This window comes from Streptomyces sp. NPDC007088, assembly GCF_042869355.1.
In the GTDB taxonomy this organism is placed as follows: Bacteria; Actinomycetota; Actinomycetes; order Streptomycetales; family Streptomycetaceae; genus Streptomyces.
This window is the reverse complement of the sequence record NZ_JBIAFO010000030.1, coordinates 1-21509: the sequence shown is the minus strand read 5'-3', so window position 1 is coordinate 21509 and position 21509 is coordinate 1. Positions and strand designations below refer to the sequence as shown.

General features: G+C 72.7%; 19 protein-coding genes and 1 pseudogene. 12 read left to right on the top strand and 8 right to left on the bottom strand.

The genetic code is table 11. The features are described from left to right. The first annotated feature begins 10 nt into the window (after nt 1-10). The 3 genes from ACFYMP_RS29955 (at nt 11) to ACFYMP_RS29945 (ending at nt 3768) form a co-directional block, all read left to right on the top strand. Nucleotides 11-1801 (top strand): DEAD/DEAH box helicase, encoded by a 1791-nt coding sequence (locus ACFYMP_RS29955; RefSeq protein ID WP_388863409.1) that lies wholly within the window; start codon nt 11-13, stop codon nt 1799-1801. 393 nt (nt 1802-2194) lie between these two features. Beyond that, nucleotides 2195-2839: an IclR family transcriptional regulator gene (locus ACFYMP_RS29950; RefSeq protein ID WP_388863407.1), complete on the top strand. Its 645-nt coding sequence runs from the start codon at nt 2195-2197 to the stop codon at nt 2837-2839. A gap of 140 nt (nt 2840-2979) precedes the next feature. After that, nucleotides 2980-3768, top strand: a complete 789-nt coding sequence (locus ACFYMP_RS29945) for a S16 family serine protease (protein ID WP_388863405.1) — start codon at nt 2980-2982, stop codon at nt 3766-3768. A 10-nt stretch (nt 3769-3778) separates the two neighbouring features. On the opposite strand, the gene ACFYMP_RS29940 is transcribed toward ACFYMP_RS29945, so the two are convergent. The 4 genes and pseudogenes from ACFYMP_RS29940 to ACFYMP_RS29925 all read right to left on the bottom strand — a co-directional run bounded on the left by ACFYMP_RS29940 (nt 3779) and on the right by ACFYMP_RS29925 (nt 5972). Then, the gene (locus ACFYMP_RS29940) at nt 3779-3991 is read right to left on the bottom strand and encodes a hypothetical protein (RefSeq protein WP_388863403.1); all 213 of its coding nucleotides are present in this window, start codon (nt 3989-3991) and stop codon (nt 3779-3781) included. A gap of 102 nt (nt 3992-4093) precedes the next feature. Beyond that, nucleotides 4094-4738 (bottom strand): ArsR/SmtB family transcription factor, encoded by a 645-nt coding sequence (locus ACFYMP_RS29935; protein ID WP_388863401.1) that lies wholly within the window; start codon nt 4736-4738, stop codon nt 4094-4096. Nucleotides 4739-4886: 148 nt separating this feature from the next. Beyond that, nucleotides 4887-5399: pseudogene (locus ACFYMP_RS29930) on the bottom strand (ABC transporter permease); the annotation flags it as partial. A 39-nt stretch (nt 5400-5438) separates the two neighbouring features. Then, the gene (locus ACFYMP_RS29925) at nt 5439-5972 is read right to left on the bottom strand and encodes an Lrp/AsnC family transcriptional regulator (RefSeq protein ID WP_388863466.1); all 534 of its coding nucleotides are present in this window, start codon (nt 5970-5972) and stop codon (nt 5439-5441) included. Between the two features lie 201 nt (nt 5973-6173). Between ACFYMP_RS29925 and hppD the strand changes: the two genes are divergently transcribed. Next, complete coding sequence (hppD, locus tag ACFYMP_RS29920; RefSeq protein ID WP_388863399.1) at nt 6174-7340, top strand: 4-hydroxyphenylpyruvate dioxygenase; 1167 nt, start codon at nt 6174-6176, stop codon at nt 7338-7340. A gap of 88 nt (nt 7341-7428) precedes the next feature. After that, nucleotides 7429-8835: an FAD-binding oxidoreductase gene (locus tag ACFYMP_RS29915; RefSeq protein ID WP_388863397.1), complete on the top strand. Its 1407-nt coding sequence runs from the start codon at nt 7429-7431 to the stop codon at nt 8833-8835. A 69-nt stretch (nt 8836-8904) separates the two neighbouring features. Here ACFYMP_RS29915 and ACFYMP_RS29910 read toward each other — a convergent pair whose 3' ends face one another. Next, nucleotides 8905-9381, bottom strand: a complete 477-nt coding sequence (locus ACFYMP_RS29910; RefSeq protein WP_388863395.1) for an SsgA family sporulation/cell division regulator — start codon at nt 9379-9381, stop codon at nt 8905-8907. Nucleotides 9382-9550: 169 nt separating this feature from the next. On the opposite strand from ACFYMP_RS29910, the gene ACFYMP_RS29905 reads away from it, so the two are divergent. After that, nucleotides 9551-11218 (top strand): RDD family protein, encoded by a 1668-nt coding sequence (locus ACFYMP_RS29905; RefSeq protein WP_388863393.1) that lies wholly within the window; start codon nt 9551-9553, stop codon nt 11216-11218. A gap of 58 nt (nt 11219-11276) precedes the next feature. Continuing rightward, nucleotides 11277-12062, top strand: coding sequence for an RDD family protein (locus ACFYMP_RS29900; RefSeq protein ID WP_388863391.1), 786 nt, complete (start codon nt 11277-11279; stop codon nt 12060-12062). Nucleotides 12063-12354: 292 nt separating this feature from the next. On the opposite strand, the gene ACFYMP_RS29895 is transcribed toward ACFYMP_RS29900, so the two are convergent. Beyond that, complete coding sequence (locus ACFYMP_RS29895; RefSeq protein ID WP_388863389.1) at nt 12355-12636, bottom strand: hypothetical protein; 282 nt, start codon at nt 12634-12636, stop codon at nt 12355-12357. Nucleotides 12637-13145: 509 nt separating this feature from the next. Between ACFYMP_RS29895 and ACFYMP_RS29890 the strand changes: the two genes are divergently transcribed. Next, nucleotides 13146-15515, top strand: coding sequence for an immune inhibitor A domain-containing protein (locus ACFYMP_RS29890; RefSeq protein ID WP_388863387.1), 2370 nt, complete (start codon nt 13146-13148; stop codon nt 15513-15515). Between the two features lie 116 nt (nt 15516-15631). Beyond that, a complete protein-coding gene (locus ACFYMP_RS29885; protein ID WP_388863385.1) occupies nt 15632-15988 on the top strand; it encodes a hypothetical protein in 357 nt (118 codons plus the stop codon). Nucleotides 15989-16066: 78 nt separating this feature from the next. Here the strand turns inward: ACFYMP_RS29885 and ACFYMP_RS29880 are convergent, their stop codons facing one another. Both ACFYMP_RS29880 and ACFYMP_RS29875 read right to left on the bottom strand, forming a co-directional pair. Beyond that, nucleotides 16067-16654: an isochorismatase family protein gene (locus ACFYMP_RS29880; RefSeq protein WP_388863383.1), complete on the bottom strand. Its 588-nt coding sequence runs from the start codon at nt 16652-16654 to the stop codon at nt 16067-16069. 133 nt (nt 16655-16787) lie between these two features. Beyond that, the gene (locus ACFYMP_RS29875; RefSeq protein WP_388863381.1) at nt 16788-18116 is read right to left on the bottom strand and encodes a nicotinate phosphoribosyltransferase; all 1329 of its coding nucleotides are present in this window, start codon (nt 18114-18116) and stop codon (nt 16788-16790) included. Nucleotides 18117-18317: 201 nt separating this feature from the next. Between ACFYMP_RS29875 and clpS the strand changes: the two genes are divergently transcribed. The 3 genes from clpS (at nt 18318) to ACFYMP_RS29860 (ending at nt 21364) form a co-directional block, all read left to right on the top strand. Then, the gene (clpS, locus tag ACFYMP_RS29870) at nt 18318-18608 is read left to right on the top strand and encodes an ATP-dependent Clp protease adapter ClpS (protein ID WP_388863464.1); all 291 of its coding nucleotides are present in this window, start codon (nt 18318-18320) and stop codon (nt 18606-18608) included. Beyond that, nucleotides 18608-19192: a DUF2017 domain-containing protein gene (locus ACFYMP_RS29865; protein WP_388863379.1), complete on the top strand. Its 585-nt coding sequence runs from the start codon at nt 18608-18610 to the stop codon at nt 19190-19192. The genes clpS and ACFYMP_RS29865 overlap by 1 nt, the downstream gene beginning before the upstream one ends. A 687-nt stretch (nt 19193-19879) precedes the next feature. Beyond that, the gene (locus tag ACFYMP_RS29860) at nt 19880-21364 is read left to right on the top strand and encodes an amino acid permease (protein ID WP_388863377.1); all 1485 of its coding nucleotides are present in this window, start codon (nt 19880-19882) and stop codon (nt 21362-21364) included. Nucleotides 21365-21509 lie beyond the last annotated feature (145 nt).

The following is a 21509-nucleotide window of genomic DNA, read 5'->3' as shown; positions in this document are numbered from 1 at the left end:
CGCGGAGAACGTGACTACCACCCCCACCTCCTCCCACAGCCTCTCTCCCGCCTTCCCCGGGCGCGCCCCCTGGGGCACCGCCGGGAAGCTGCGCGCCTGGCAGCAGGGCGCGATGGACCGGTACCTCCAGGAGCAGCCCCGCGACTTCCTCGCCGTCGCGACCCCGGGGGCCGGCAAGACCACGTTCGCGCTGACCCTCGCCTCGTGGCTGCTGCACCACCACGTCGTGCAGCAGGTCACCGTCGTCGCGCCCACCGAGCACCTGAAGAAGCAGTGGGCCGAGGCCGCCGCGCGCATAGGGATCAAGCTCGACCCGGACTACAGCGCGGGCCCGCTCAGCAAGGAGTACCAGGGCATCGCCATCACGTACGCCGGGGTCGGCGTACGCCCGATGCTGCACCGCAACCGCGTCGAGCAGCGCAAGACCCTCGTCATCCTCGACGAGATCCACCACGCCGGGGACTCCAAGTCCTGGGGCGAGGCGTGCCTCGAAGCCTTCGAGCCGGCCACCCGCCGTCTCGCGCTCACCGGGACGCCCTTCCGCTCCGACACCAACCCGATCCCCTTCGTGACGTACGAGGAGGGCAACGACGGCATCCGCCGCTCGGCCGCCGACTACACGTACGGCTACGGCAGCGCGCTGGGCGACGGCGTCGTGCGGCCGGTCATCTTCCTCTCGTACAGCGGCAACATGCGCTGGCGTACGAAGGCGGGCGACGAGATCGCCGCGCGGCTCGGCGAGCCCATGACCAAGGACGCGATCTCGCAGGCGTGGCGCACCGCGCTGGACCCGCGCGGCGAGTGGATGCCGAACGTGCTGCGCGCCGCCGACCAGCGGCTGAGCGAGGTCCGCAAGGGCATCCCGGACGCGGGCGGCCTCGTCATCGCCACCGACCAGGACCAGGCCCGCGCCTACGCCAAGCTGATCCGCGAGATCACCGGCACGAAGGCGACCGTCGTCCTGTCCGACGACACCGGCGCCTCGAAGCGCATCGACGACTTCAGCGCGAGCGAGGACCGCTGGATGGTCGCGGTGCGCATGGTGTCCGAAGGCGTCGACGTCCCGCGCCTGGCCGTCGGCGTGTACGCCACGACGATCTCCACCCCGCTGTTCTTCGCACAGGCCGTCGGCCGTTTCGTGCGCTCCCGCAGGCGCGGCGAGACCGCCTCCGTGTTCCTGCCCACCGTCCCGGACCTGCTCACCCACGCCAACGAGCTGGAGATCGAGCGCGACCACGTCCTCGACAAGCCGAGGAAGGAGGGCGAGGAGGACCCGTACGCCGAGTCCGAGAAGGAGATGGACGAGGCGAACAAGCAGGAGGACGAGGACACCGGGGAGCAGGAGGAGTTCGCCTTCGAGGCCCTGGAGTCCGAGGCGGTCTTCGACCGGGTCCTGTTCGACGGCGCCGAGTTCGGGATGCAGGCCCACGCGGGCAGCGAGGAGGAGCAGGAGTACCTCGGCATCCCCGGCCTGCTGGAACCCGATCAGGTGCAGATACTCCTCCAGAAGCGGCAGGCCAAGCAGATCGCGGGCAGCCGTAAGAAGCCCGCCGAGGAGGCCGACCTCCTCGAACTGCCGGCCGAGCGCCGCCCCGTCGTCTCCCACAAGGAGATGCTCGAACTGCGCAAGCAGCTCAACACGCTGGTCGGCGCCTACGTCCACCAGAGCGGGAAGCCGCACGGCGTCATCCACACCGAACTGCGCCGCGTGTGCGGGGGCCCGCCGAGCGCCGAGGCCACGGCGGGGCAGATCCGCCAGCGCATCGACAAGGTCCGCGAGTGGGCCACCCGGATGAAGTGACCGCCCGCGGGCCCGGTCCCACGACCGGGCCCCACGCGACGCGGGCGGGCGGTGATCCACGCGGCGCGGGCGGGCGGTGATCCACGCGGCGCACGGCGGGCGGCGGCGCACGGGAAGCGCTCTTCGAAGAGGCCCGCGCGCCCGCGTTCCCGACCCCGTCTCCGGGCAATACGGACGGTTCACCTCCGTTACTGCCCGGATACTGGACGCAGACTTCCGCTGAGCGGACTCGCTCGCTAGTGTCCGGGCAACGCACACGCCCCGTGGCAGCGTGGCCCCGGAGCGCAGCCGGTGCGACAGACCGGCGGCCGCTGACGGGCGTCGCCGGACGGGACCGGCGGCACGTCCGCCGCACCGGGAGGCCGCCGCACCTCATCCGAAGGAGTGGGCGTCGTGACCGCGGAGACTTCTCAGACGCTCGACCGAGGGCTCAGAGTCCTCAAACTGCTCGCAGAAACCGACCACGGCCTCACCGTGACCGAGCTGTCCGCCCGGCTCGGCGTCAACCGTACGGTCGTCTACCGCCTGCTCGCCACCCTTGAGCAGCACATGCTGATACGCCGTGACCTCGGCGGCCGGGCCAGAGTCGGGCTCGGCGTGCTCGGCCTCGGCCGGCAGGTCCACCCCCTGGTCAGGGAGGCCGCGCTGCCCGCGCTGCGCTCCCTCGCCGAGGACATCGGGGCCACCGCCCACCTCACCCTCGTCGACGGCAGCGACGCGCTCGCCGTCGCCGTCGTCGAACCGACCTGGACCGACTTCCACGTCGCCTACCGCACCGGTTTCCGGCACGCCCTCGACCAGGGCGCGGCCGGCCGGGCGATCCTCGCCGCCCGCACCCCCTCGGGGCGCACCCTGCCGACCTGCACCCTCACCAGGGACGAACTCGACGCGGGCGCGTGCGGAGCCGCCGCCCCGCTGCTCGGCGTCCCGGGCCTGGAGGGCAGCGTCGGCGTCGTCATGCTGCCCGACTCGGTCCCCGAACGGGTGGGCGAGCGCGTGGTGGACGCCGCCCGCGAGGTCGCCGACGCCCTGCACTGAAGACACCGCGCGACCCCGGGCCCGGCGCGTCCACGGGTCCGGGACCGCGGGGAGATCCGGGCCGGGTCGCCGGGCCGGGGCCCCGGGGGCGGAGCCATGCCCTGCGCGGGAGCCGTCGCCCGTCACGTTAGATTGTGGGCGTGTCCCTCCGCCTCACGCGCCCCCGTGCTCTCCTGCTCTGCGCCCTCCCGGTGCTCGCGCTGCTCCTCGTGGCCGCGCTCGCCCCGCTGCCGTTCGCCGTGGCCCAGCCGGGTACGACGGCCGACGTGCTGGGGAAGAACGCCGGGGACCGGGTCATCACCATCAGCGGGGCGCCCGAGCGGAAGACCACCGGGCAGCTGCGTATGACGACGATCCTGGCGACCTCGCCCGACGCGACGGTCAAGCTCGGCGACGTCCTCGACGGCTGGTTCCGCACCGACCGCGCCGTCATGCCGCGCGATTCGGTGTACCCCTCGGGCGGCGACGTCAAGGAGATCGAGAAGCACAACCTGGCCGACATGCGCGAGTCGCAGGACAGCGCGACCGCCGCCGCCCTGTCCTACCTGGGGCGCGACGAAAGCGACGTGAAGGTGACGCTGAAACTCGCCGACGTCGGCGGCCCGAGCGCCGGACTGCTCTTCTCCCTCGGCATCGTCGACAAGCTCGACGGCGACGGCGGGGGCGGTGACCTCACCGGGGGCCGCACCATCGCCGGCACCGGCACCATCACCGCGGACGGCAAGGTCGGCGCGGTCGGCGGGGTCGCCCTCAAGACACAGGCCGCGCGCCGCGACGGGGCCACCGTCTTCCTCGTCCCGAAGGCCGAGTGCTCCGACGCCCGGTCCGAACTCCCCAAGGGGCTGCGGCTCGTACCGGTGACGACGCTGAAGGGCACCGTCGACTCGCTGCGCAAGCTGTCCTCGGGCGGGTCCGTACCCGCCTGCTGAGCCCGGGGGCTCAGGCGCGGGCGGTGGCGGCCACCGCCGTGCGGGGCGTGGTCGCGAGACGCAGCCCCAAGTCGACCAGAGTCCACCCGACCCGGGTACGCAGCGCGGGGCGCCCGGCGCGGTGGCGTACGGCCTCCTGGGCGCGGGCCCAGTCGGCGGCCTCGGCGCGCAGCTCACGGTCGCGGTGGGCGGCGAGGAACAGGTGGGTGTCGGGGTGCGTCATGGCGGGCTGCCTTCCGTGTCGTGGTGCGCGTGGACGTGCCGGAGACGTGCGTGACGTGCGGTGCGAAACGTGCGGTGCGATACGTGCGGTGCCGGGCCCCGCTCAGTCCCGGGCGGGTGGGACCGGGCGGAAGGGCAGGGCGTGCAGGTGCACCCGTACCTCTTCCGCGCCCTCCTCCCCGGCCAGGGCCGGGGACTCGAAGCTGTCGACCAGTTCGTGCAGCTTCCGGGTCAGTTCGGCGAGGCGGCCGGCGGTGAGGCGCAGCGTGATGTCGCTCATGTCGCCGACCTCGGCCCACTCCTCCGTCCACTGCGCGCGGTCCGCGATCCAGCCGGTCAGTTCCCGGTAGTGCTCGGCGGCGACCTCGTGCATGAGGACGTCGGCCGCTCCCCGGATCTCCGGGTCCCGCTGGTTCACCAGCCGGCCGTCGTAGGTGATGCCCCCCTCGACCGCCCTCCACCACCGCTCCCGCCCCTTGCCGTGCTCCGGCGCGTCCTCCACGAAGCCGAACTCGGCGAGCTGGCGCAGGTGGTAGCTGGTCGCGCCGCTCGACTCGCCCAGCCGCTTGCCGAGCTGGGAGGCGGTCGCGGGGCCGTTGCGGCGCAGCGCGTTGAGCAGCTGGATACGCAGTGGGTGCGCCAGTCCCCGCAGGGAGCGTTCGTTGAGGACCCGGGGGGAGGGGCGGTCCGTGCCGCCCTTCCCCCCGGCGGGCCGGTGCTCGGTGTTCTCGGTGCTGTCCTTCGGCATACGGGAAGACTAAGAGGTGCAAAGAATCTCTGCAAGGGTTTTTTGCAAAATATCTTTGCATCCCCTGTCCCGGGGCCGGCTCAGTCCCGCCCCTCCGTCACGAAGCCCACCTCGACCAGCCAGTCCCGGGCCACGTCGTGCGGGTCCTGATGCCGCGGAAGATCTCGTTGCCGAGCCCCGGACCCGAGGCGAACGCGGCGATCGCCGCGATCCCCATCAGCATCTGCGTGGACACCCGGATGCCCGTCAGGATCGGCGGCCAGGCCAGCGGCAGCTCCACCCGCAGCAACAGCGAGGCCCGCGACATCCCGATGCCCCGCGCGGCGTCCACGAGCGTCGCGTCGACCCCGCGCAGCCCCACGATCGCGTTGCGCCCGACCGGCAGCAGCCCGTACAGCACGAGCGCCACCACCGTGGGCGCGACGCCCAGGCCCACGACCGGGATGAGCAGGCCGATCATCGCGAGCGAGGGCACCGTGAGGATCGTCGAGGTCGTCGTCGTGGCGAGGCCGCCCGCCCACGCGCTGCGGTACGTCACGATCCCGGTCAGCACCCCGATCGCCGTGGCCAGGACCACGCACGGGAACACGACGCTCGCGTGCTGGTACGCGTCGTTGAGCAACTGCTCGTGCCGGTTGCCGAGGTAGGTCCAGAAATCCACGTCCGTACGCTCCTGACTCCCCGGCCACCGCCGGACGGCTCAGCCCGGGGGCCCGCCGCCCTCCTGCCCGTACGCCCCCCGGCCGCTCCCGTCCTCGTGCGCCGGGCCCGGCCGTGCCGCCTGCCGCACCAGCGGGATCACCCGCAGCGGCACCGGGTTCTCCATGACGATCGAGGTGGCGGCCCGGACGATGCCGTCAAAACCCACAACCCGGTCGATCACCCGCTGGAGATCGCCGTTCGAGCGAGCCACGAGCCGGCACAGCATGTCGCCCTGACCCGTGATCGTGTGCAGCTCCAGCACCTCGGGCACCCGCGCCAGATGCGCCCTGACCTGTCCGCCCCGGCCCTGTTTGATCTCCAGCGTCGCGAAGGCCGTCACCGGATAGCCCAGCGCCGCCGGATCGACCTGCGGGCCGAAACCGCGGATCACCCCCCGGGCCAGCAACCGGTCCAGCCGCGCCTGCGCCGTGCCCCGCGCCACCCCCAGCCGCCGCGAGACCTCCAGCACCCCGATCCGCGGCTCCTGGTCGAGCAGGACGAGCAACCGGCCGTCGAGTTCGTCGATCACCAGGAAGAGCCCCCTTTTTCGGCACGGTCCGCCTCCGGGCGTGCAGGCCCGCACCGGGGCCGGCACGCCCCCGGCCCCCTCGCCCGTCGTGTCCGGTGGTCACGCTGTACAGGGCATTCAGCCATGCGCCCGTCCGGCTGTACAAGATGCCCAGCGAAATCCGCAACTCTTGCACACCCTGCGAAACGGCGGGACTCTGCGGCCATGGCAGCTACCCCGACGCACAGCTCCGAGACCCCCCTGACGACCGACCCCGCCACCGCCCGCGCGGCCGACCCGTTCCCCGTCAAGGGCATGGACGCCGTCGTCTTCGCCGTCGGCAACGCGAAGCAGGCCGCCCACTACTACTCGACCGCCTTCGGCATGACCCTCGTGGCCTACTCCGGGCCCGAGAACGGCAGCCGCGAGACCGCCACCTACGTCCTGGAGTCGGGCGGCGCCCGCTTCGTCCTGACCTCCGTCGTCAAGGCGTCCACCGACTGGGGCCGTTTCCTCGAACAGCACGTCGCCGCCCACGGGGACGGCGTCGTCGACCTCGCCATCGAGGTGCCCGACGCCCGCGCCGCCCACGCCTACGCCCTCGCGCACGGCGCCCGCTCGCTGGCCGAGCCCCAGGAGTCCAAGGACGAGCACGGCACCGTCGTCACCGCCGCCATCGCCACCTACGGCGAGACCCGCCACACCCTCGTGGAGCGCACCGGCTACGACGGCCCCTACCTGCCCGGCTTCGTCGCCGCGGAGCCGGTCGTCGCGCCGCGCCAGCGCGTCTTCCAGGCCATCGACCACTGCGTCGGCAACGTCGAACTCGGCCGGATGAACGAGTGGGTGACCTTCTACAACGAGGTCATGGGCTTCACCAACATGAAGGAGTTCGTCGGCGACGACATCGCCACCGAGTACTCCGCCCTCATGTCGAAGGTCGTCGCCGACGGCCACCTCAAGGTCAAGTTCCCCATCAACGAGCCCGCCGTCTCCAAGAAGAAGTCGCAGATCGACGAGTACCTGGAGTTCTACGGCGGCGCCGGGGTCCAGCACATCGCGCTCGCCACCAACGACATCGTGCGCACCGTGCGCACCATGCGGGAGAACGGCGTCGCGTTCCTCGACACCCCCGACTCGTACTACGAGACGCTGGGCGAGTGGGCCGGCGAGACCCGCGTCCCGCTCGAAACCCTCCAGGAACTCAAGCTCCTCGTGGACCGCGACGAGGACGGCTACCTGCTCCAGATCTTCACCAAGCCGGTCCAGGACAAGCCCACCGTGTTCTTCGAACTCATCGAACGTCACGGCTCCATGGGCTTCGGGAAGGGCAACTTCAAGGCCCTGTTCGAGGCGATCGAACGCGAGCAGGAGCGCCGCGGCAACCTGTGACACCCGGACCGCCGCGAGCGTGTGCGGCACCGGCCCCCGGTGCCGCACACCGCTTCCCAGCGCCCCGCCCCGGTGCCACGCTGGGATCATGACGCAGACCAGGGAGCAGCGGACCCACCCCACCGACCCCGCCGCACTGCACGCCGCCCTGCGCGCCGGGCTGCCCGCGCACGCCGTGCTCACCGACCCCGACGTACTCGCCGGATACGCCCACGACATGGCGAGCTTCTGCCCCGCCGGGGCACCCGCCGTCGTCGTCCTGCCCCGCACCGTCGAACAGGTCCAGCACGTCATGCGCACCGCCACCGCGCTGCGCGTGCCCGTCGTACCGCAGGGCGGACGCAGCGGGCTGTCCGGAGCGGCCAACGCCGACGAGGGCTGCGTCGTGCTGTCCCTCGTCCGGATGGACCGCGTCCTGGAGATCGACCCGGTCGACCGGGTCGCCGTCGTGGAACCCGGTGTCGTCAACGCCGACCTCGCCCGCGCCGTCGCCGCCCGGGGGCTGTACTACCCGCCCGACCCCTCCAGCCGGGAGACGTGCACGATCGGCGGGAACATCGGCACCGCCTCCGGCGGGCTGTGCTGCGTCAAGTACGGCGTCACCGCCGAGTACGTCCTCGGCCTCGACGTCGTCCTCGCCGACGGCCGCCTCCTGCGCACCGGCCGCCGCACCGCCAAGGGCGTCGCCGGATACGACCTCACCCACCTGTTCGTCGGCTCCGAGGGCAGCCTCGGCGTCGTCGTCCGCGCCGTCCTCGCCCTCAAACCCGCCCCGCCCCGGCAGCTCGTGCTCGCCGCCGAGTTCCCCTCCGCCTCGGCCGCCTGCGAGGCCGTGTGCGCGATCACCGCCGAAGGCCACGTGCCCTCCCTGCTCGAACTCATGGACCGCACCACCGTCCGCGCCGTCAACGAGCTGTCCCGCATGGGCCTGCCCGAGACCACCGAGGCCCTCCTGCTCGCCGCCTTCGACACCCCGGACCCGGCCGCCGACCTCGCCGCCGTCGCCGCCCTGTGCCGCGCCGCCGGAGCCACCGAAGTCGTCCCCGCCGACACCGCCGCCGAGTCCGAACTCCTGCTCCAGGCACGGCGGCTGGCCCTCACCGCGCTCGAAGCGGTCAAGGGCACCACCATGATCGACGACGTGTGCGTACCGCGCTCCCGGCTCGGCGAGATGCTCGAAGGCATCGACCGCGTCGCCCGCAAGTACGCCCTGACCATCGGCGTGTGTGCGCACGCCGGGGACGGCAACACCCACCCCACCGTGTGCTTCGACGCCACCGACCCCGAGGAGACCGCACGGGCCCGCGCCTCCTTCGACGAGATCATGGCCCTCGGTCTCGAACTCGGCGGCACCATCACCGGCGAACACGGCGTCGGGCTGCTGAAGAAGGACTGGCTGGCGCGCGAACTCGGCCCCGTCGCCCTCGAACTGCACCGGGGCATCAAACGCACCTTCGACCCGCTCGGCCTCCTCAACCCCGGCAAGGTCTTCTGAACCACCCGGGCCCGTGGCCGGCGCCCGTCGGACGGCCCCGCAGCCGGCGCCCCAACCGGCCCCCGCCCCTCACTCGCCCTCGGCCGACTCGTCCGAGGGCCACGGGTCGCCCAGCCACAGGTCGTCCACCGGCATCGGGGACAGCAGGTGACGCAAGCCGTCCTCGATACCGAGGTGTTCGGCCTCCGTACCGGGCGGGACGATCCGCAGGGTGCGCTCCAGCCAGGCCGTCACGGGCAGCGCCGGAGCCTCCAGCAGCGCGTCCCCGTCCGGGGAGGTCAGCGCCATCAGCACGACCTCACGGCCCGCCACCTTCGTCGGCCACACCCGCACGTCCCCGTGCCCGCACGGCCGGAACACCCCCTCCACCAGCAGCTCCCGGGCGAAGGTCCACGCCACCGGACGCTCCGAGCCCAGGTGGAACACGATGTGCACCGCGTACGGATCGGCCGTCCGGTACGTCAGCAGCGCCGGTACCGCGACACTGCGCTCGGGCGACAGCACCAGCTTGAGTTCGAGTTCACGTTCCACCTCGGAGTGCGACACGGCTACCTCTGTTCCTTGTCCTCAAGACGGCCCCACAGCAGGCCCGTACAGGGGGAGAGGGCGGTCTGGGGCAAGCATTACGCGGGTTCGCCGGGTTTTCTTCATCAACCGCCGGTATTGCCCCCGGTCCGGCCGGACCCGCCCGCGCCGGGCCCCTGTTCTGGTAAATGTGGACCTCACCCCACTCACCGAGCAGATACGGGACGAGCGGATCATGAGCGCCCCCACTTCGGCAGCAGGCGACCCCAGTCCACCAGAGGGCTACTACCCGGACCCCTCCATCCCCGGGTACGTCCGCTACTGGGGCGGCACCGGCTGGGTCCCCGGCACCAGCCGCCCCGCCCCCGCCGACGGCGCCCCGCTCACCCCGCCGCCCGGATACCCGCGCCCCGCCCCCGCGCCCGCCCCGCGGGCGGCCGCTCCGGAAGAGACCGGGCCCCTGTTCTTCGACGGGCCGCAGAGCGAGGACGGGCCGCGCCAGTTCGGCCCCGAGTCGCAGGGGCAGCACGCCGCCCCCGCCGTACCGCCCGGCGGTTTCGGACCCGCCCCCACCTGGGGCGTCGACGTCGAGGACCAGCCCGGGTACGGCGCGGACGCCGAGCAGCGCGTCTCCTGGGGCTCCACCCCGCGGCCCTACCCCCACACGGCACCGGACGGCGATCGCACGCCCGAGCGCCGCGTCCCCCGTCCGGCGGAATCCCGCGAGAGCGCCACCGGGCAGGACCGGCCGCCGCTGGAACCGGTACGCCCGCAGGGCCCCGACACCCGGCAGCGCCCCGAGGGCACCGTCGCCCTGCACCGGCCCGCCGGACCCGTCGAACCCGTCCACCCGGGCGGGCGGCCGGCCGGACCGCCGGCCACCGGGCGCCCCGCGCCGCGTCGCGCCGAGGAGGCCGCCGCGCTGCCGCCCGGCCCGCGCGCCCCGCGCGCCGTCACCGGCGGTACGTCACGGGGCGAGGGCACCATGTCGCTGCGCGCCGCCGAGCAGGACCGGGCCGACCCACCGCCCCTCTCCCGGGAACCCGTCCACCCAGGGCCCGTCCACCCCCGGCCGGCCGATCCGCGACCGGTCCACCCGCGGCCCGCCACCCCGCAGACCGCCGACCCGATCCCCCGTCAGACGCCACCGGCCGCCGCCGTACCGGCCCCCGCTCCCGCACCGGCTCCCGCCCCCGCACCGGCCCCGGCACCGGCCCCCGCGCCGGGGCCCTCCTGGGTGCAGCAGGTGTCGGCGCTCGCCGGGCCCGAGCGCGCGGGAAGCGGCGGGCAGACCGCCCAGGACGGCGGCGAGCGGGTCGTGCCGTGGAAGCCGGTCACCACCGACCCCTTCGTGGCCGCCGCCCAGGCCCGCGCCGCCGCGCGGCCCGCGAGCCCCGGCCGCAGGCTGCTCGCCCGGATCTTCGACGGACTCCTGCTCGGCCTCCTGACCGGGGCCGCCGTCCTCCCGCTGGCCGGCCGCGCCGCCGACCACGTGCAGGCCAAGGTGGACGCGGCGAAACAGTCGGGACGCACCGTGGAGGTGTGGCTCCTCGACTCCACGACCGGCGCCTACCTCGGTGCCGCGATCGGTGTCCTGCTCGTCCTCGGCCTGCTCTACGACGTGTGGCCGACCGCGAAATGGGGCCGCACCCTCGGAAAGAGGCTCTTCGGGCTCCAGGTGCGGGACATCGAGGAGCACGAACCGCCCACCTTCGGCGCCGCCCTGCGCCGCTGGCTCGTCTTCAGCGTCCCCGGGCTGCTGCTGATCGGGGTGGTCGGCGTGGTCTGGGCACTGTTCGACCGGCCCTGGCGTCAGTGCTGGCACGACAAGGCGGCTCACACGTTCGTAGCACGTTAGGCCGCCGACTGGCCCACCGGCGGATGCGCGCCCGGCACCCGCGCGCTCGACTCGGGCCATGACGAGCGCACCGCCTCCGCCCGGCTCCGGCGACGAGCCGGACGACGACCCCTTCCGCAAGCGGCAGCCGCCCGCCGGCCAGGGCGGCGCCTCCGGCTCCCCGTACGACCCGCCGCCCGGCGAGGGCTCCCCGTACGGCGAGCCCGGAGCGGGCCGGGGCTACGACCCGCCGCCCGGCGCCCGGGGGGACGGCCAGGGCTCCCCGTACGACCCGCCGGGCCCCGGTTACGACCCGCCGGGCCCCGGTTCCCCGTACGGGCCGCCCGGCGGGACGCCGCCGCCCTACGGCGGGGAGCCCGGCTCCCCGTACGGCGGTGCCCCCGGCGGGGGCGATCCGCTCGCCGGGATGGCGCCGCTCGCGCCGAGCGGCAAGCGGGTCATCGCCCGGATCATCGACATGGTGATCGTCGGGATCGTCGTCTACCTGCTGTCCCTGCTCTTCAACGTCTCCGAGACCAACCCCGACCGGGGTGGCCGCGGTTCCTGGTTCGGCCAGTCCCTGCTCGCCGCGGTCCTCTACATCGCGTACGACGTGATCCTCACCGGTCGCGGCGGCCAGACCCCCGGCAAGCGGATCATGAAGCTGCGCGTCGCGCGGCTGGACAACGGCGCGACGCCCACCACCCAGGCGCTGTTCACCCGCGCCGCCGTCCTGTGGCTGCCGTTCGCCTTCTGCTGCGCCTGCGTGTGGACGGCGATCTGCGGCGGCTGGAGCTTCATCGACAAGCCGTACAAGCAGGGCCTGCACGACAAGGCGGCGAAGACGGTCGTCGTGTCCGTGTGACAGCGGGCGGGGGCGGGGGTGTGCCGGGCGGCCCGGGAAGGTCCCACCGCCCGGCCCCGTACGTCAGCCGCGGTCCGCCCGCACCGCCCTGGGCAGCGGACAGGGCCCGGTGACGGTCGCCGGGACCGTCGCCGAACTGCCCTGCCCCGCCCGGGAGATCAGCTCCGGCGCGCTGCGCGTGGACGCGCTCGCCGTACCGCTGAAGACGGGGAGGGGCCCGGACCCGGCGGTGGTGTCGTCCTGGCGCCCTGACCGGCCCTCGCCCGCGGTCCGCGAAACCGGCGGGGCGGGCTCAGCTGTGCAGCGAGTGCGCCGAACGCCGGGTCTCCGGGGCGGCGGCCGGGGCCGGTCGCCGCCGGGGCGGGGTGGGCGGGGTGTCCGCCCGGTGCCGCCGCGCGGCCGCGCCCCGGTGGGGGAGCACGACCGCGACGAGCACGCCGAGGGCGAGCGCGACCACCGCCGTCACGGCGACCGGGATCACCGCACTCGTACCCGAGAGCAGCAGCGTCGCGAGCGTCGTCAGGACGACGGTGGCGGAGCCGTAGGCAAGCTGTGCGTACGTCGGACGCGGCATGGCGTAACCGTCCTAGAGGCAAACGGGGGATGAGGGGGAACCGCACGAGGGGTCGGGGGCGCGGCTCTCTCCGGCTCCATGCCCGAGCCGCCCGGCGGGTAAGCGCGACCTGACGGACGGCGCGGGGGCACAGGGGGCGCACGGATTCACTCCGCCTCACCACGCCCGCGAGCGCCGCCTGTCCGCCGTTCGCGGACCGGCGCGGAACGTCGCGGAACCGACGCGCAACGGCCCCCGTCGCGGGGGACGCCCCGGCGCCCGGGGCCCCGCGCCGTGCGGAACCTCCCGCCTGACGGAACCCCTCGTTCCTGTTTCTTTACGACAAAGGACCTGAAACTTTGCTGTGAGTAACCTATTCGACTGGTCCAAGTCAAGGTCTGTCTTTTCCTTCGTATCTCCGGTCGAATACCGAATCACGTGTACCGCACGTGTGTTCCGGTCCGTCCAGGAGCGGTTGATGCTCCGTCGACTCCGGCCGGAACTCGGTTCCCGGGGAGGACAGCGCACAGGTGAGCAGACAACGGAGAGCCGTCAGAGCGGCCGCCGTCACGGTGGCGACCGCGGTGATAGGCGCCACCGCCGCGACGTTCGGGGTCGCACAGGCCGCCGACGGCCAGGTGGGCAGCAAGGACGGCCAGAAGATCGAGCGCCGCGATCCGGGGCTCGCGCACAAGGACGCCCAGCACGACCTGAAGGGCCCCTTCAGCAAGACGCAGGAGGCCCAGCGCCAGGAGGCCCTGGAGCAGGTCCTCTCGGGCGAGAAGAAGACCACCGCGCGCGGCGGTTCGAACGTCCTGAAGCTCGGCAAGAACAAGTACGTCGAGCTGGGCCGGGAGAAGACCGACAAGATCTTCACCATCCTCGCCGAGTTCGGCGATCAGGTCGATCCCAAGTACGGCGGCCAGCCCGGCCCGCTGCACAACCAGATCGCCGAGCCGGACCGGAAGAACGACAACTCCACCGACTGGCTCCCCGACTTCAACCAGAAGCACTACCAGGACCTGTACTTCTCGGACGCCAAGTCGGACAGCGTCCAGTCCCTCAAGAAGTACTACGAGAAGCAGTCCTCGGGCCGCTACTCGGTGGACGGCGAGGTCTCCGCCTGGGTCAAGGTGCCCTACAACGAGGCCCGTTACGGCTCGAACTACTGCGGCGACTCGACCTGCCCCACCGTGTGGGACCTCGTGCGCGACGGCGTCAACCAGTGGGTCGCCGACCGCAAGGCCGCCGGGCAGAGCACCGCGCAGATCAAGGCGGAACTGGCCGAGTACGACCAGTGGGACCGCTACGACTACGACGGCGACGGCAACTTCAACGAGCCCGACGGCTACATCGACCACTTCCAGATCGTGCACGCCGGTGAGGACGAGTCCGCGGGCGGCGGCGTCCAGGGCGAGGACGCGATCTGGGCGCACCGCTGGTACGCGTACGGCAGCAACGCCGGCGCCACCGGCCCGGCCGACAACAAGGCGGGCGGCACCCAGATCGGTGACACCGGCATCTGGGTCGGCGACTACACGATGCAGCCGGAGAACGGCGGCCTCGGCGTCTTCGCCCACGAGTACGGACACGACCTCGGTCTGCCGGACCTCTACGACACGACCGGCAAGGACGACAACTCCGTCGCCTACTGGTCGCTCATGTCCTCCGGCTCCTGGCTCGGCCGCGGCAAGGACGCCATCGGCGACCTGCCCGGCGACATGAACGCCTGGGACAAGCTCCAGCTCGGCTGGCTGAACTACGGCACGGCCAACGCCGCGAAGGGCTCGACCCACAAGCTGGGCGTCGCGGAGTACAACACCAAGGACAAGCAGGGCCTCGTCGTCAACCTGCCCGAGAAGCAGGTGACCACGACCGTGGTCAAGCCGGTCAGCGGCTCCAGCCAGTGGTGGTCGGGCAGCGGCGACAACCTGTCCAACACCCTGACCCGCTCCGTGGACCTCACCGGGAAGTCCACCGCCGCCCTGAACCTCAAGGGCTGGTGGGACATCGAGCAGAACTACGACTTCCTGTACGCCGAGGCGTCCACCGACGGCGGCGCCAACTGGACCCCGCTGGACGGCACCGCCAACGGCAAGCCGCTCCCGCGCGACGGCGGCGACAAGCCGGCCCTCAGCGGCACCTCCGGCTCCTACCTCGACCTCTCCTACCCGCTGGACGCCTACGCGGGCAAGAAGATCGACCTGCGCTTCCGCTACCTCACCGACGGCGGCGTGGCGCAGAAGGGCTTCGCGGCCGACGACCTCGCGATCACCGCGGACGGCGCCACGCTGTTCTCGGACGACGCCGAGAACGGCGACAACGGCTGGAGCGCGAAGGGCTTCTCCCGCATCGGCGAGTCCTTCACCAAGGACTACGCGCAGTACTACATCGCGGAGAACCGCCAGTACGAGTCCTACGACACGACGCTGAAGACCGGCCCGTACAACTTCGGCTGGTCCACCACCCGCCCCGACTGGGTCGAGCACTTCTCGTACCAGCCCGGACTCGTGATCTGGAAGTGGGACACCTCCCAGGCCGACAACAACACCTCGGACCACCCCGGTGAGGGCCTCATCCTCCCCGTGGACTCCCACCCCAAGGCCGAGAAGTGGTCGGACGGCACCCTGATGCGCAACCGCATCCAGCCTTACGACGCCGCCTTCAGCTGGTACCCGTCGGCGGGCTTCACCCTGCACAAGAACGGCGTCGCGGCCAAGATCAAGGCCAAGGCCGGCGTGCCGGTCTTCGACGACCACCGCAACACCTACTACGACCCGGCGAACAAGACGGGCAGCGTCAAGGTCACTGACACCAACACGACGATCTCCATCCTGAGCCAGCCGCTGAGCGGCTCGACGATCACCGTGCACGTGGACCGGGCCACACTGAAGAAGTAACACCGCAGGTCAGAGCATGATCGGCCGTCGCCCTCTAGCGGGCGGCGGCCGATCGCGTTTCAATGCGTCAGTGAAGTCCTTATTGACGCGACGTCTCACGGGGGTGTGACAGCGATATGGCCGGCTCAGGATTCTGCATATTGCCGGGCGGTGACGTGGTCGTCGCCCTGACCCTGCCCAGCCCGCACGGCGAACGCGGCGGCGGCCGCGGCGGCGCCACGGGCGAGGGCCGCGGCGAGAGCAAGGTACGCGTGCTCGTGCACGCCAAGAACCGGGCCCGCGCCCTCACCAGGCTGCGCAACCTCGGGCTGCGCGCCGTCTACCTCCGGGGCAACGCCCACCCGCCGACCCCGGACGAGATCACCGCCGTACTGCACCACCCCGAGGGGCTGCTGTGGCGCACCGCCCCGGACGACGTACGCGAACTGTGGCACCCCATAGCGGCCCTGCTGCGCCCGGCGGGCCTGGCCTGAGCGGGGCCCGAGCGGGGGCCGGGACACCTTCCGGGCCTCTGCCCAGGCCCTTCAGGCCGTCCAGGCGGCCCAGGCCGTTCAGGCCACGACGGGCTTCCCGGTCAGCGTCACCCCGGCCGCGTCCAGCTCCTTGAGCGCCTCCTCGGTGGACTCGCGGGCCACCCCGGCCGTCAGCTCCAGCAGCACCCGGGTGCGGAAACCCTCACGGGCCGCGTCCAGCGCCGTCGCCCGCACGCAGTGGTCGGTCGCGATGCCCACGACGTCGACCTCGGTCACCTCGTGGGCCCGCAGCCAGTCCGCGAGGTTCGCCCCGTTCTCGTCGGCGCCCTCGAAACCGCTGTAGGCCGCCGCGTACGCGCCCTTGTCGAAGACCGCGTCGACGGCCCCCGAGGCGACCGCCGGGGCGAAGTTCGGGTGGAAGCCGACCCCCTCGGTGCCCTGCACGCAGTGCGGCGGCCACGAGTGGCGGAAGTCCGGGTGCTCGGAGAAGTGGTCGCCCGGCGCGATGTGCGCGTCCCGGGTCGCGATCACGTGCTGGTAGCCGGCCGGGGCCTGCGCCACCAGCTCGGTGATCGCGGCGGCCACGTCCGCCCCACCGCTCACCGCGAGCGAGCCCCCTTCGCAGAAGTCGTTCTGGACATCGACGACGATCAACGCGCGGCGCATGAGACGTGCCCTTCGGCTGGAGTGCGGGGGAGGGGGAACCGGCTGCCGAGCGTAGCCACTCGACGGCCCGGCCGGGAGGGGTGCGCACCGCCCGCCCGCGCCCGGCCGCCCCCCGGCGGTGGCGGGCGGCGCCTCACCGGTACTCGGTCGCGAGGACCGGCTCGCCGCGCGAGAGCTGGATCGCGGACAGCGGCAGGCTCTCACGGGCCGCGCGGTGCCGGTCGCGCACGGTGTCCAGCGGCTCCCTCGCCAGGATCTCGCCGTCCTTCACCAGCCGCACCAGCAGCAGGTCACCGGCCAGCTCCTCGGGCACCGGGCCCGTCCCGACGACCTCGGCCTCGGCCACGCCCTGCTCGTCGCGGCGGCGCGCCGCCCACTTGCGGCCACCGATCGAGGTCTTGCCGCCCAGCGACTTCTTCGCCACCGGCTCCAGCGGGGCGTCCGGCCGCGCCGAGCGGGCCCGCGCCACCAGCTTGTAGACCATCGAGCACGTCGGGTGCCCGCTGCCCACCACGAGCTGCGTGCCCACCCCGTACGCGTCGACCGGCGCCGCCGCCAGCGAGGCGATCGCGTACTCGTCGAGGTCCGAGGTCACCACGACCTTCGTGTCCTTCGCGCCCAGCTCGTCGAGCTGCTGACGCACCCGGTGCGCGACCAGCAGCAGATCGCCCGAGTCGATGCGCACCGCGCCCAGCCCCGGCCCCGCCACCTCGACCGCCGTCCGCACCGCCTGCGTCACGTCGTACGTGTCCACCAGCAGCGTCGTGTCCGCGCCCAGCGAGGCCACCTGCGCGCGGAACGCGTCCCGCTCGTCGTCGTGGACGAGGGTGAAGGCGTGCGCGCTGGTGCCCGTCGTCGGGATGCCGTAGCGGAAACCGGCCGCGAGGTTCGAGGTCAGCGAGAAACCACCGACGTACGCGGCCCGCGAGGCGGCGACCGCGGCCAGTTCGTGGGTGCGGCGCGCGCCCATCTCGATGAGCGGCCGGCCACCCGCGGCCGAGGCCATCCGCGAGGCGGCGGCGGCGATCGCCGAGTCGTGGTTGAGGATCGAGAGGATCACCGTCTCCAGCAGCACGCACTCCGCGAAGGTGCCCTCGACGCGCAGCAGCGGGGAGCCGGGGAAGTACACCTCGCCCTCCGGGTAGCCCCAGATGTCGCCGGAGAAGCGGTAGTCCGCGAGCCAGTCCACGGTGGCCTCGTCGACCACCCGGTGCGCGCGCAGGTACTCCAGCATGTCGGGCTCGAAGCGGAAGTTGCGCACCGCGTCGAGCACCCGGCCCGTACCGGCCACCACCCCGTAGCGGCGCCCCTCGGGCAGCCGCCGGGTGAAGACCTCGAAGACCGAACGCCGGTCGGCCGTGCCCGAGGCCCGCGCGGCCTGGAGCATCGTCAGCTCGTAGTGATCCGTGAAGAGCGCTGTCGACGGGACATCCACCGGCAGGCCAAGGTCCGCTGTGTTCATACGACGGGATGCTACCCCAATTAACGTCAGAGTGACGATTTCAAATCGGCGGAATCCGCACGCCGCATCCGGGCGGGTGGGCCGTTCGTGCGGCCCCGCCGCCGGAGTGGCAGCATGGGCACCGTGAGTGCGTCCCTCTCCTTCCCGCCCGCCCCCGCCCGCCCCCGTCCCGCGACGGCCCGCGCGGCCTCCCCCGCACCGATGGAGGTCGAGCGCCCCGAAGCGGAGGGCGAGGTCTTCGAGGTCCCCGAGTCGGACGTCCCCTGGATCACGCTGGTCCACAACGACCCCGTCAACCTGATGAGCTACGTGGCCTACGTCTTCCAGACCTATTTCGGCTACTCCAAGGACAAGGCCACCAAACTGATGCTCGACGTCCACAACAAGGGGCGCGCCGTCGTCTCCTCCGGCTCGCGCGAGGAGATGGAACGCGACGTCCAGGCCCTGCACGGCTACGGCCTGTGGGCCACCCTCCAGCAGGACCGCGACTGATGCCGGGGCTCTTCGAACGCACCCCGGACGGCGGCGCGGCCCTCACCCTGGACCCGGTGGAGATCAGCATCCTGCGCTCCCTGTCCGTCCAGCTCCTCGAACTCGTCGGACCGGGCACCGAGCCCTCCGACGACCCCTTCGCCGAACTCTTCGCCGAGGGTCCGAGCGCCCCGCCCTCCGACCCCGTACTGCGCCGCCTCTTCCCCGACGCGTACGGCGGTCCCGGTGACCGGGAGACCCAGGAGCTGAAGGAGGCGGCCGCCGAGTTCCGCCGCTACACCGAGAACGACCTGCGCGCGAAGAAGCGGGAGGACGCGCTCGCCGTCGTCCACGCCCTCGACGCCCTGCCGACCGCCTCGGACGGCAGCGGCCGCCTGCATGTCCAGGGGCCGGCGGCCCAGACCTGGCTGCGCACCCTCAACGACCTGCGGCTCGCCCTCAGCACCCGGCTCGACATCACCGCCGAGGACGACACCGACGCCCTCTACCGCCTCCCGGACAGCGACCCCCGCAAACCGATGGTCATGGCCTACCTGTGGCTCGGCGGACTCCAGGAGACCCTCGTCGAGACGCTGCTGCCCTGACCTGACGCGGGGCGGGCGCGGCGGACGTACCGCCTCGCGGGGAGGGCGACGTGCGTCGCGCCCTGCCGGGAGGCCGGCGTGTGTCGCGCCTTGCCGGGAGGCCGGCGTGTGTCTCGCCCTGCCGGGAGGCCGGTGCCCGCCTCGCCCCGTCCCTCGCAATGCCGGCTCCCGCAGCGCCCCGAGGCCGTGGCCGGGAAGCGGTCCGCGTCCTCCCCGGGATGGGGCGGACACGCCGGTGCGTCTTCCCGCGCTCCGCCACGGCGGCCGTCCCGGGTTGGGGCGGACGCGCCGGTGGGCGGCCGGGAAACGGAGCCCGCGTCCGGTGGCCCCCAGCCTGCCCGCGTCCGCCCGGACCGCGTCTGACCTGCGCGCGAGCGCCCGCCCGCACGCTCAGCGGACACTCAAATCCGGATAACGATCAGGTCACCGCCGCTGTCGCGTCTGCCCGCTCGCGTCGCTTTCCTCCGCTCCTCCCCGTGGACTTCGCCACACCGGCTCCCGGCGATCCCCCGCTCCGGCGTGGTAAATCTGCTCATCCGCCCGGAGCGTCCACCCATGACGTTCCGGGGGCGCCCAGGCCGGAAGAACCCGGCCGGCAACCAGCTCCATCCATCCGGGGGGATCGGGACCCGATCCGCGGTCGCGGGGACGACTGCGCGGATCGACATGGAGAAAGGCGCAGACCATATGACTTCGACGCAGATCGACACACCCGGCGAGGACGCGCCGGAGCCCGTCAAGGGCGGCACGGCGCCCGGCTCACCACCACCCGGCGAGGGCTACCAGCGTGGGCTCGGCTCCCGCCAGATCCAGATGATCGCCATCGGCGGCGCCATCGGCACCGGCCTCTTCCTCGGCGCGGGCACCGCGATCTCGAAGGCCGGGCCCAGCCTCATCCTGGCCTACGCGGCCGCCGGCCTGGTCATCTACTTCATCATGCGGGCCCTGGGCGAACTCCTCATGTACCGGCCGGTCTCCGGCTCGTTCTCCGAGTACGCCCGCGAGTTCCTCAACCCCTTCTTCGGCTTCGTCACCGGCTGGACGTACTGGCTGTTCTGGGTCGTCACCGGCATCACCGAGGTCACCGCCGCCGCCAAGTACATGACGTACTGGTTCGCCGTCCCGCAGTGGGTCTCCGCGCTCCTGTTCACCGTCATCCTCTACGGCGTGAACCTCATCTCCGTGAAGCTCTTCGGCGAGCTGGAGTTCTGGTTCTCGATGGTCAAGGTCACCGCGATCGTCGGCATGATCCTCATCTGTCTCGGCATCCTCACCGTCGGCTTCTCCGACGCCGGGGACACCGCCTCCGTCAGCCACCTGTGGAGCGACGGCGGCTTCTTCCCCGAAGGCATCTCCGGCACCCTCATGACGCTCCAGATCGTCATGTTCGCCTTCCTCGCCGTCGAACTCGTCGGCGTCACCGCCGGGGAGTCCAAGGACCCGGAGAAGACCCTGCCCAGGGCCATCAACACGGTGCCCTGGCGCATCGCCGTCTTCTACATCGGCGCCCTGATCATGATCCTGTCCGTCGTGCCCTGGAGCGAGTTCGAGCCCGGCGTCTCCCCGTTCGTCGCCGCCTTCCAGAAGATGGGCCTCGGCGTCGGCGCCGCCATCGTCAACTTCGTCGTGCTGACCGCCGCGCTCTCCTCCTGCAACTCCGGCATGTACTCCACCGGCCGCATGCTGCGCGACCTCGCGCTCAACGGACAGGGCCCGGCCCTCTTCACCCGCCTCACCCGCAGCGGCACCCCGCTCGTCGGCACCACCTTCTCCGCCGCCCTCATGCTCGTCGGCGTCTGGATCAACTACCAGTGGCCCGGCAAGGCCTTCGACTACGTCGTGTCCTTCGCCACCATCTCCGGCATGTGGGCCTGGATCATGATCCTGCTCTGCCAGATCCGCTACCGCCGCAAGGCCGACCGCGGCGAACTCCCGCTCTCCACCTTCCGCGCCCCCGGCGCCCCCTGGACCAGCTACTTCGCCCTCGCCTTCCTCGGCCTCGTCATCGTCATGATGGGCATCGACAAGGACAACAGGGTCTCCCTGTACGGCGCCCCCATCTGGGCCGCCCTCCTCGTCGCCTCCTACTACGTCCTGCGCGCCCGCAACCCGGAGGCGTTCACCCGCAAACCGGTCGCCCACCCCGAGCGGACGGCCCCGGCGGAGAGCTGAGCGCCCCCGCAGCGCCCTCCCCCTCCCGGGGGGGGGGGGGGGGGCGCGCCCGGCGCCCCGGGGGGGCCCCGCCCCCCCCCGGGGCCCCCCGGGGCGGGGGGGGGCGCGCGCGGCCCCCCCCCCCCGGGCCGGAACGCCCGCGGCG

Coding starts and splice junctions, on each gene's coding strand:
- ACFYMP_RS29940 (WP_388863403.1), bottom strand. CDS start 3,991: ATGACGCACCCCGACACCCACCTGTTCCTCGCCGCCCACCGCGACCGT.
- ACFYMP_RS29935 (WP_388863401.1), bottom strand. CDS start 4,738: ATGCCGAAGGACAGCACCGAGAACACCGAGCACCGGCCCGCCGGGGGG.
- hppD (WP_388863399.1), top strand. CDS start 6,174: ATGGCAGCTACCCCGACGCACAGCTCCGAGACCCCCCTGACGACCGAC.
- ACFYMP_RS29915 (WP_388863397.1), top strand. CDS start 7,429: ATGACGCAGACCAGGGAGCAGCGGACCCACCCCACCGACCCCGCCGCA.
- ACFYMP_RS29900 (WP_388863391.1), top strand. CDS start 11,277: ATGACGAGCGCACCGCCTCCGCCCGGCTCCGGCGACGAGCCGGACGAC.
- ACFYMP_RS29895 (WP_388863389.1), bottom strand. CDS start 12,636: ATGCCGCGTCCGACGTACGCACAGCTTGCCTACGGCTCCGCCACCGTC.
- ACFYMP_RS29885 (WP_388863385.1), top strand. CDS start 15,632: ATGGCCGGCTCAGGATTCTGCATATTGCCGGGCGGTGACGTGGTCGTC.
- ACFYMP_RS29880 (WP_388863383.1), bottom strand. CDS start 16,654: ATGCGCCGCGCGTTGATCGTCGTCGATGTCCAGAACGACTTCTGCGAA.
- ACFYMP_RS29875 (WP_388863381.1), bottom strand. CDS start 18,116: ATGAACACAGCGGACCTTGGCCTGCCGGTGGATGTCCCGTCGACAGCG.
- clpS (WP_388863464.1), top strand. CDS start 18,318: ATGGAGGTCGAGCGCCCCGAAGCGGAGGGCGAGGTCTTCGAGGTCCCC.
- ACFYMP_RS29865 (WP_388863379.1), top strand. CDS start 18,608: ATGCCGGGGCTCTTCGAACGCACCCCGGACGGCGGCGCGGCCCTCACC.
- ACFYMP_RS29860 (WP_388863377.1), top strand. CDS start 19,880: ATGACTTCGACGCAGATCGACACACCCGGCGAGGACGCGCCGGAGCCC.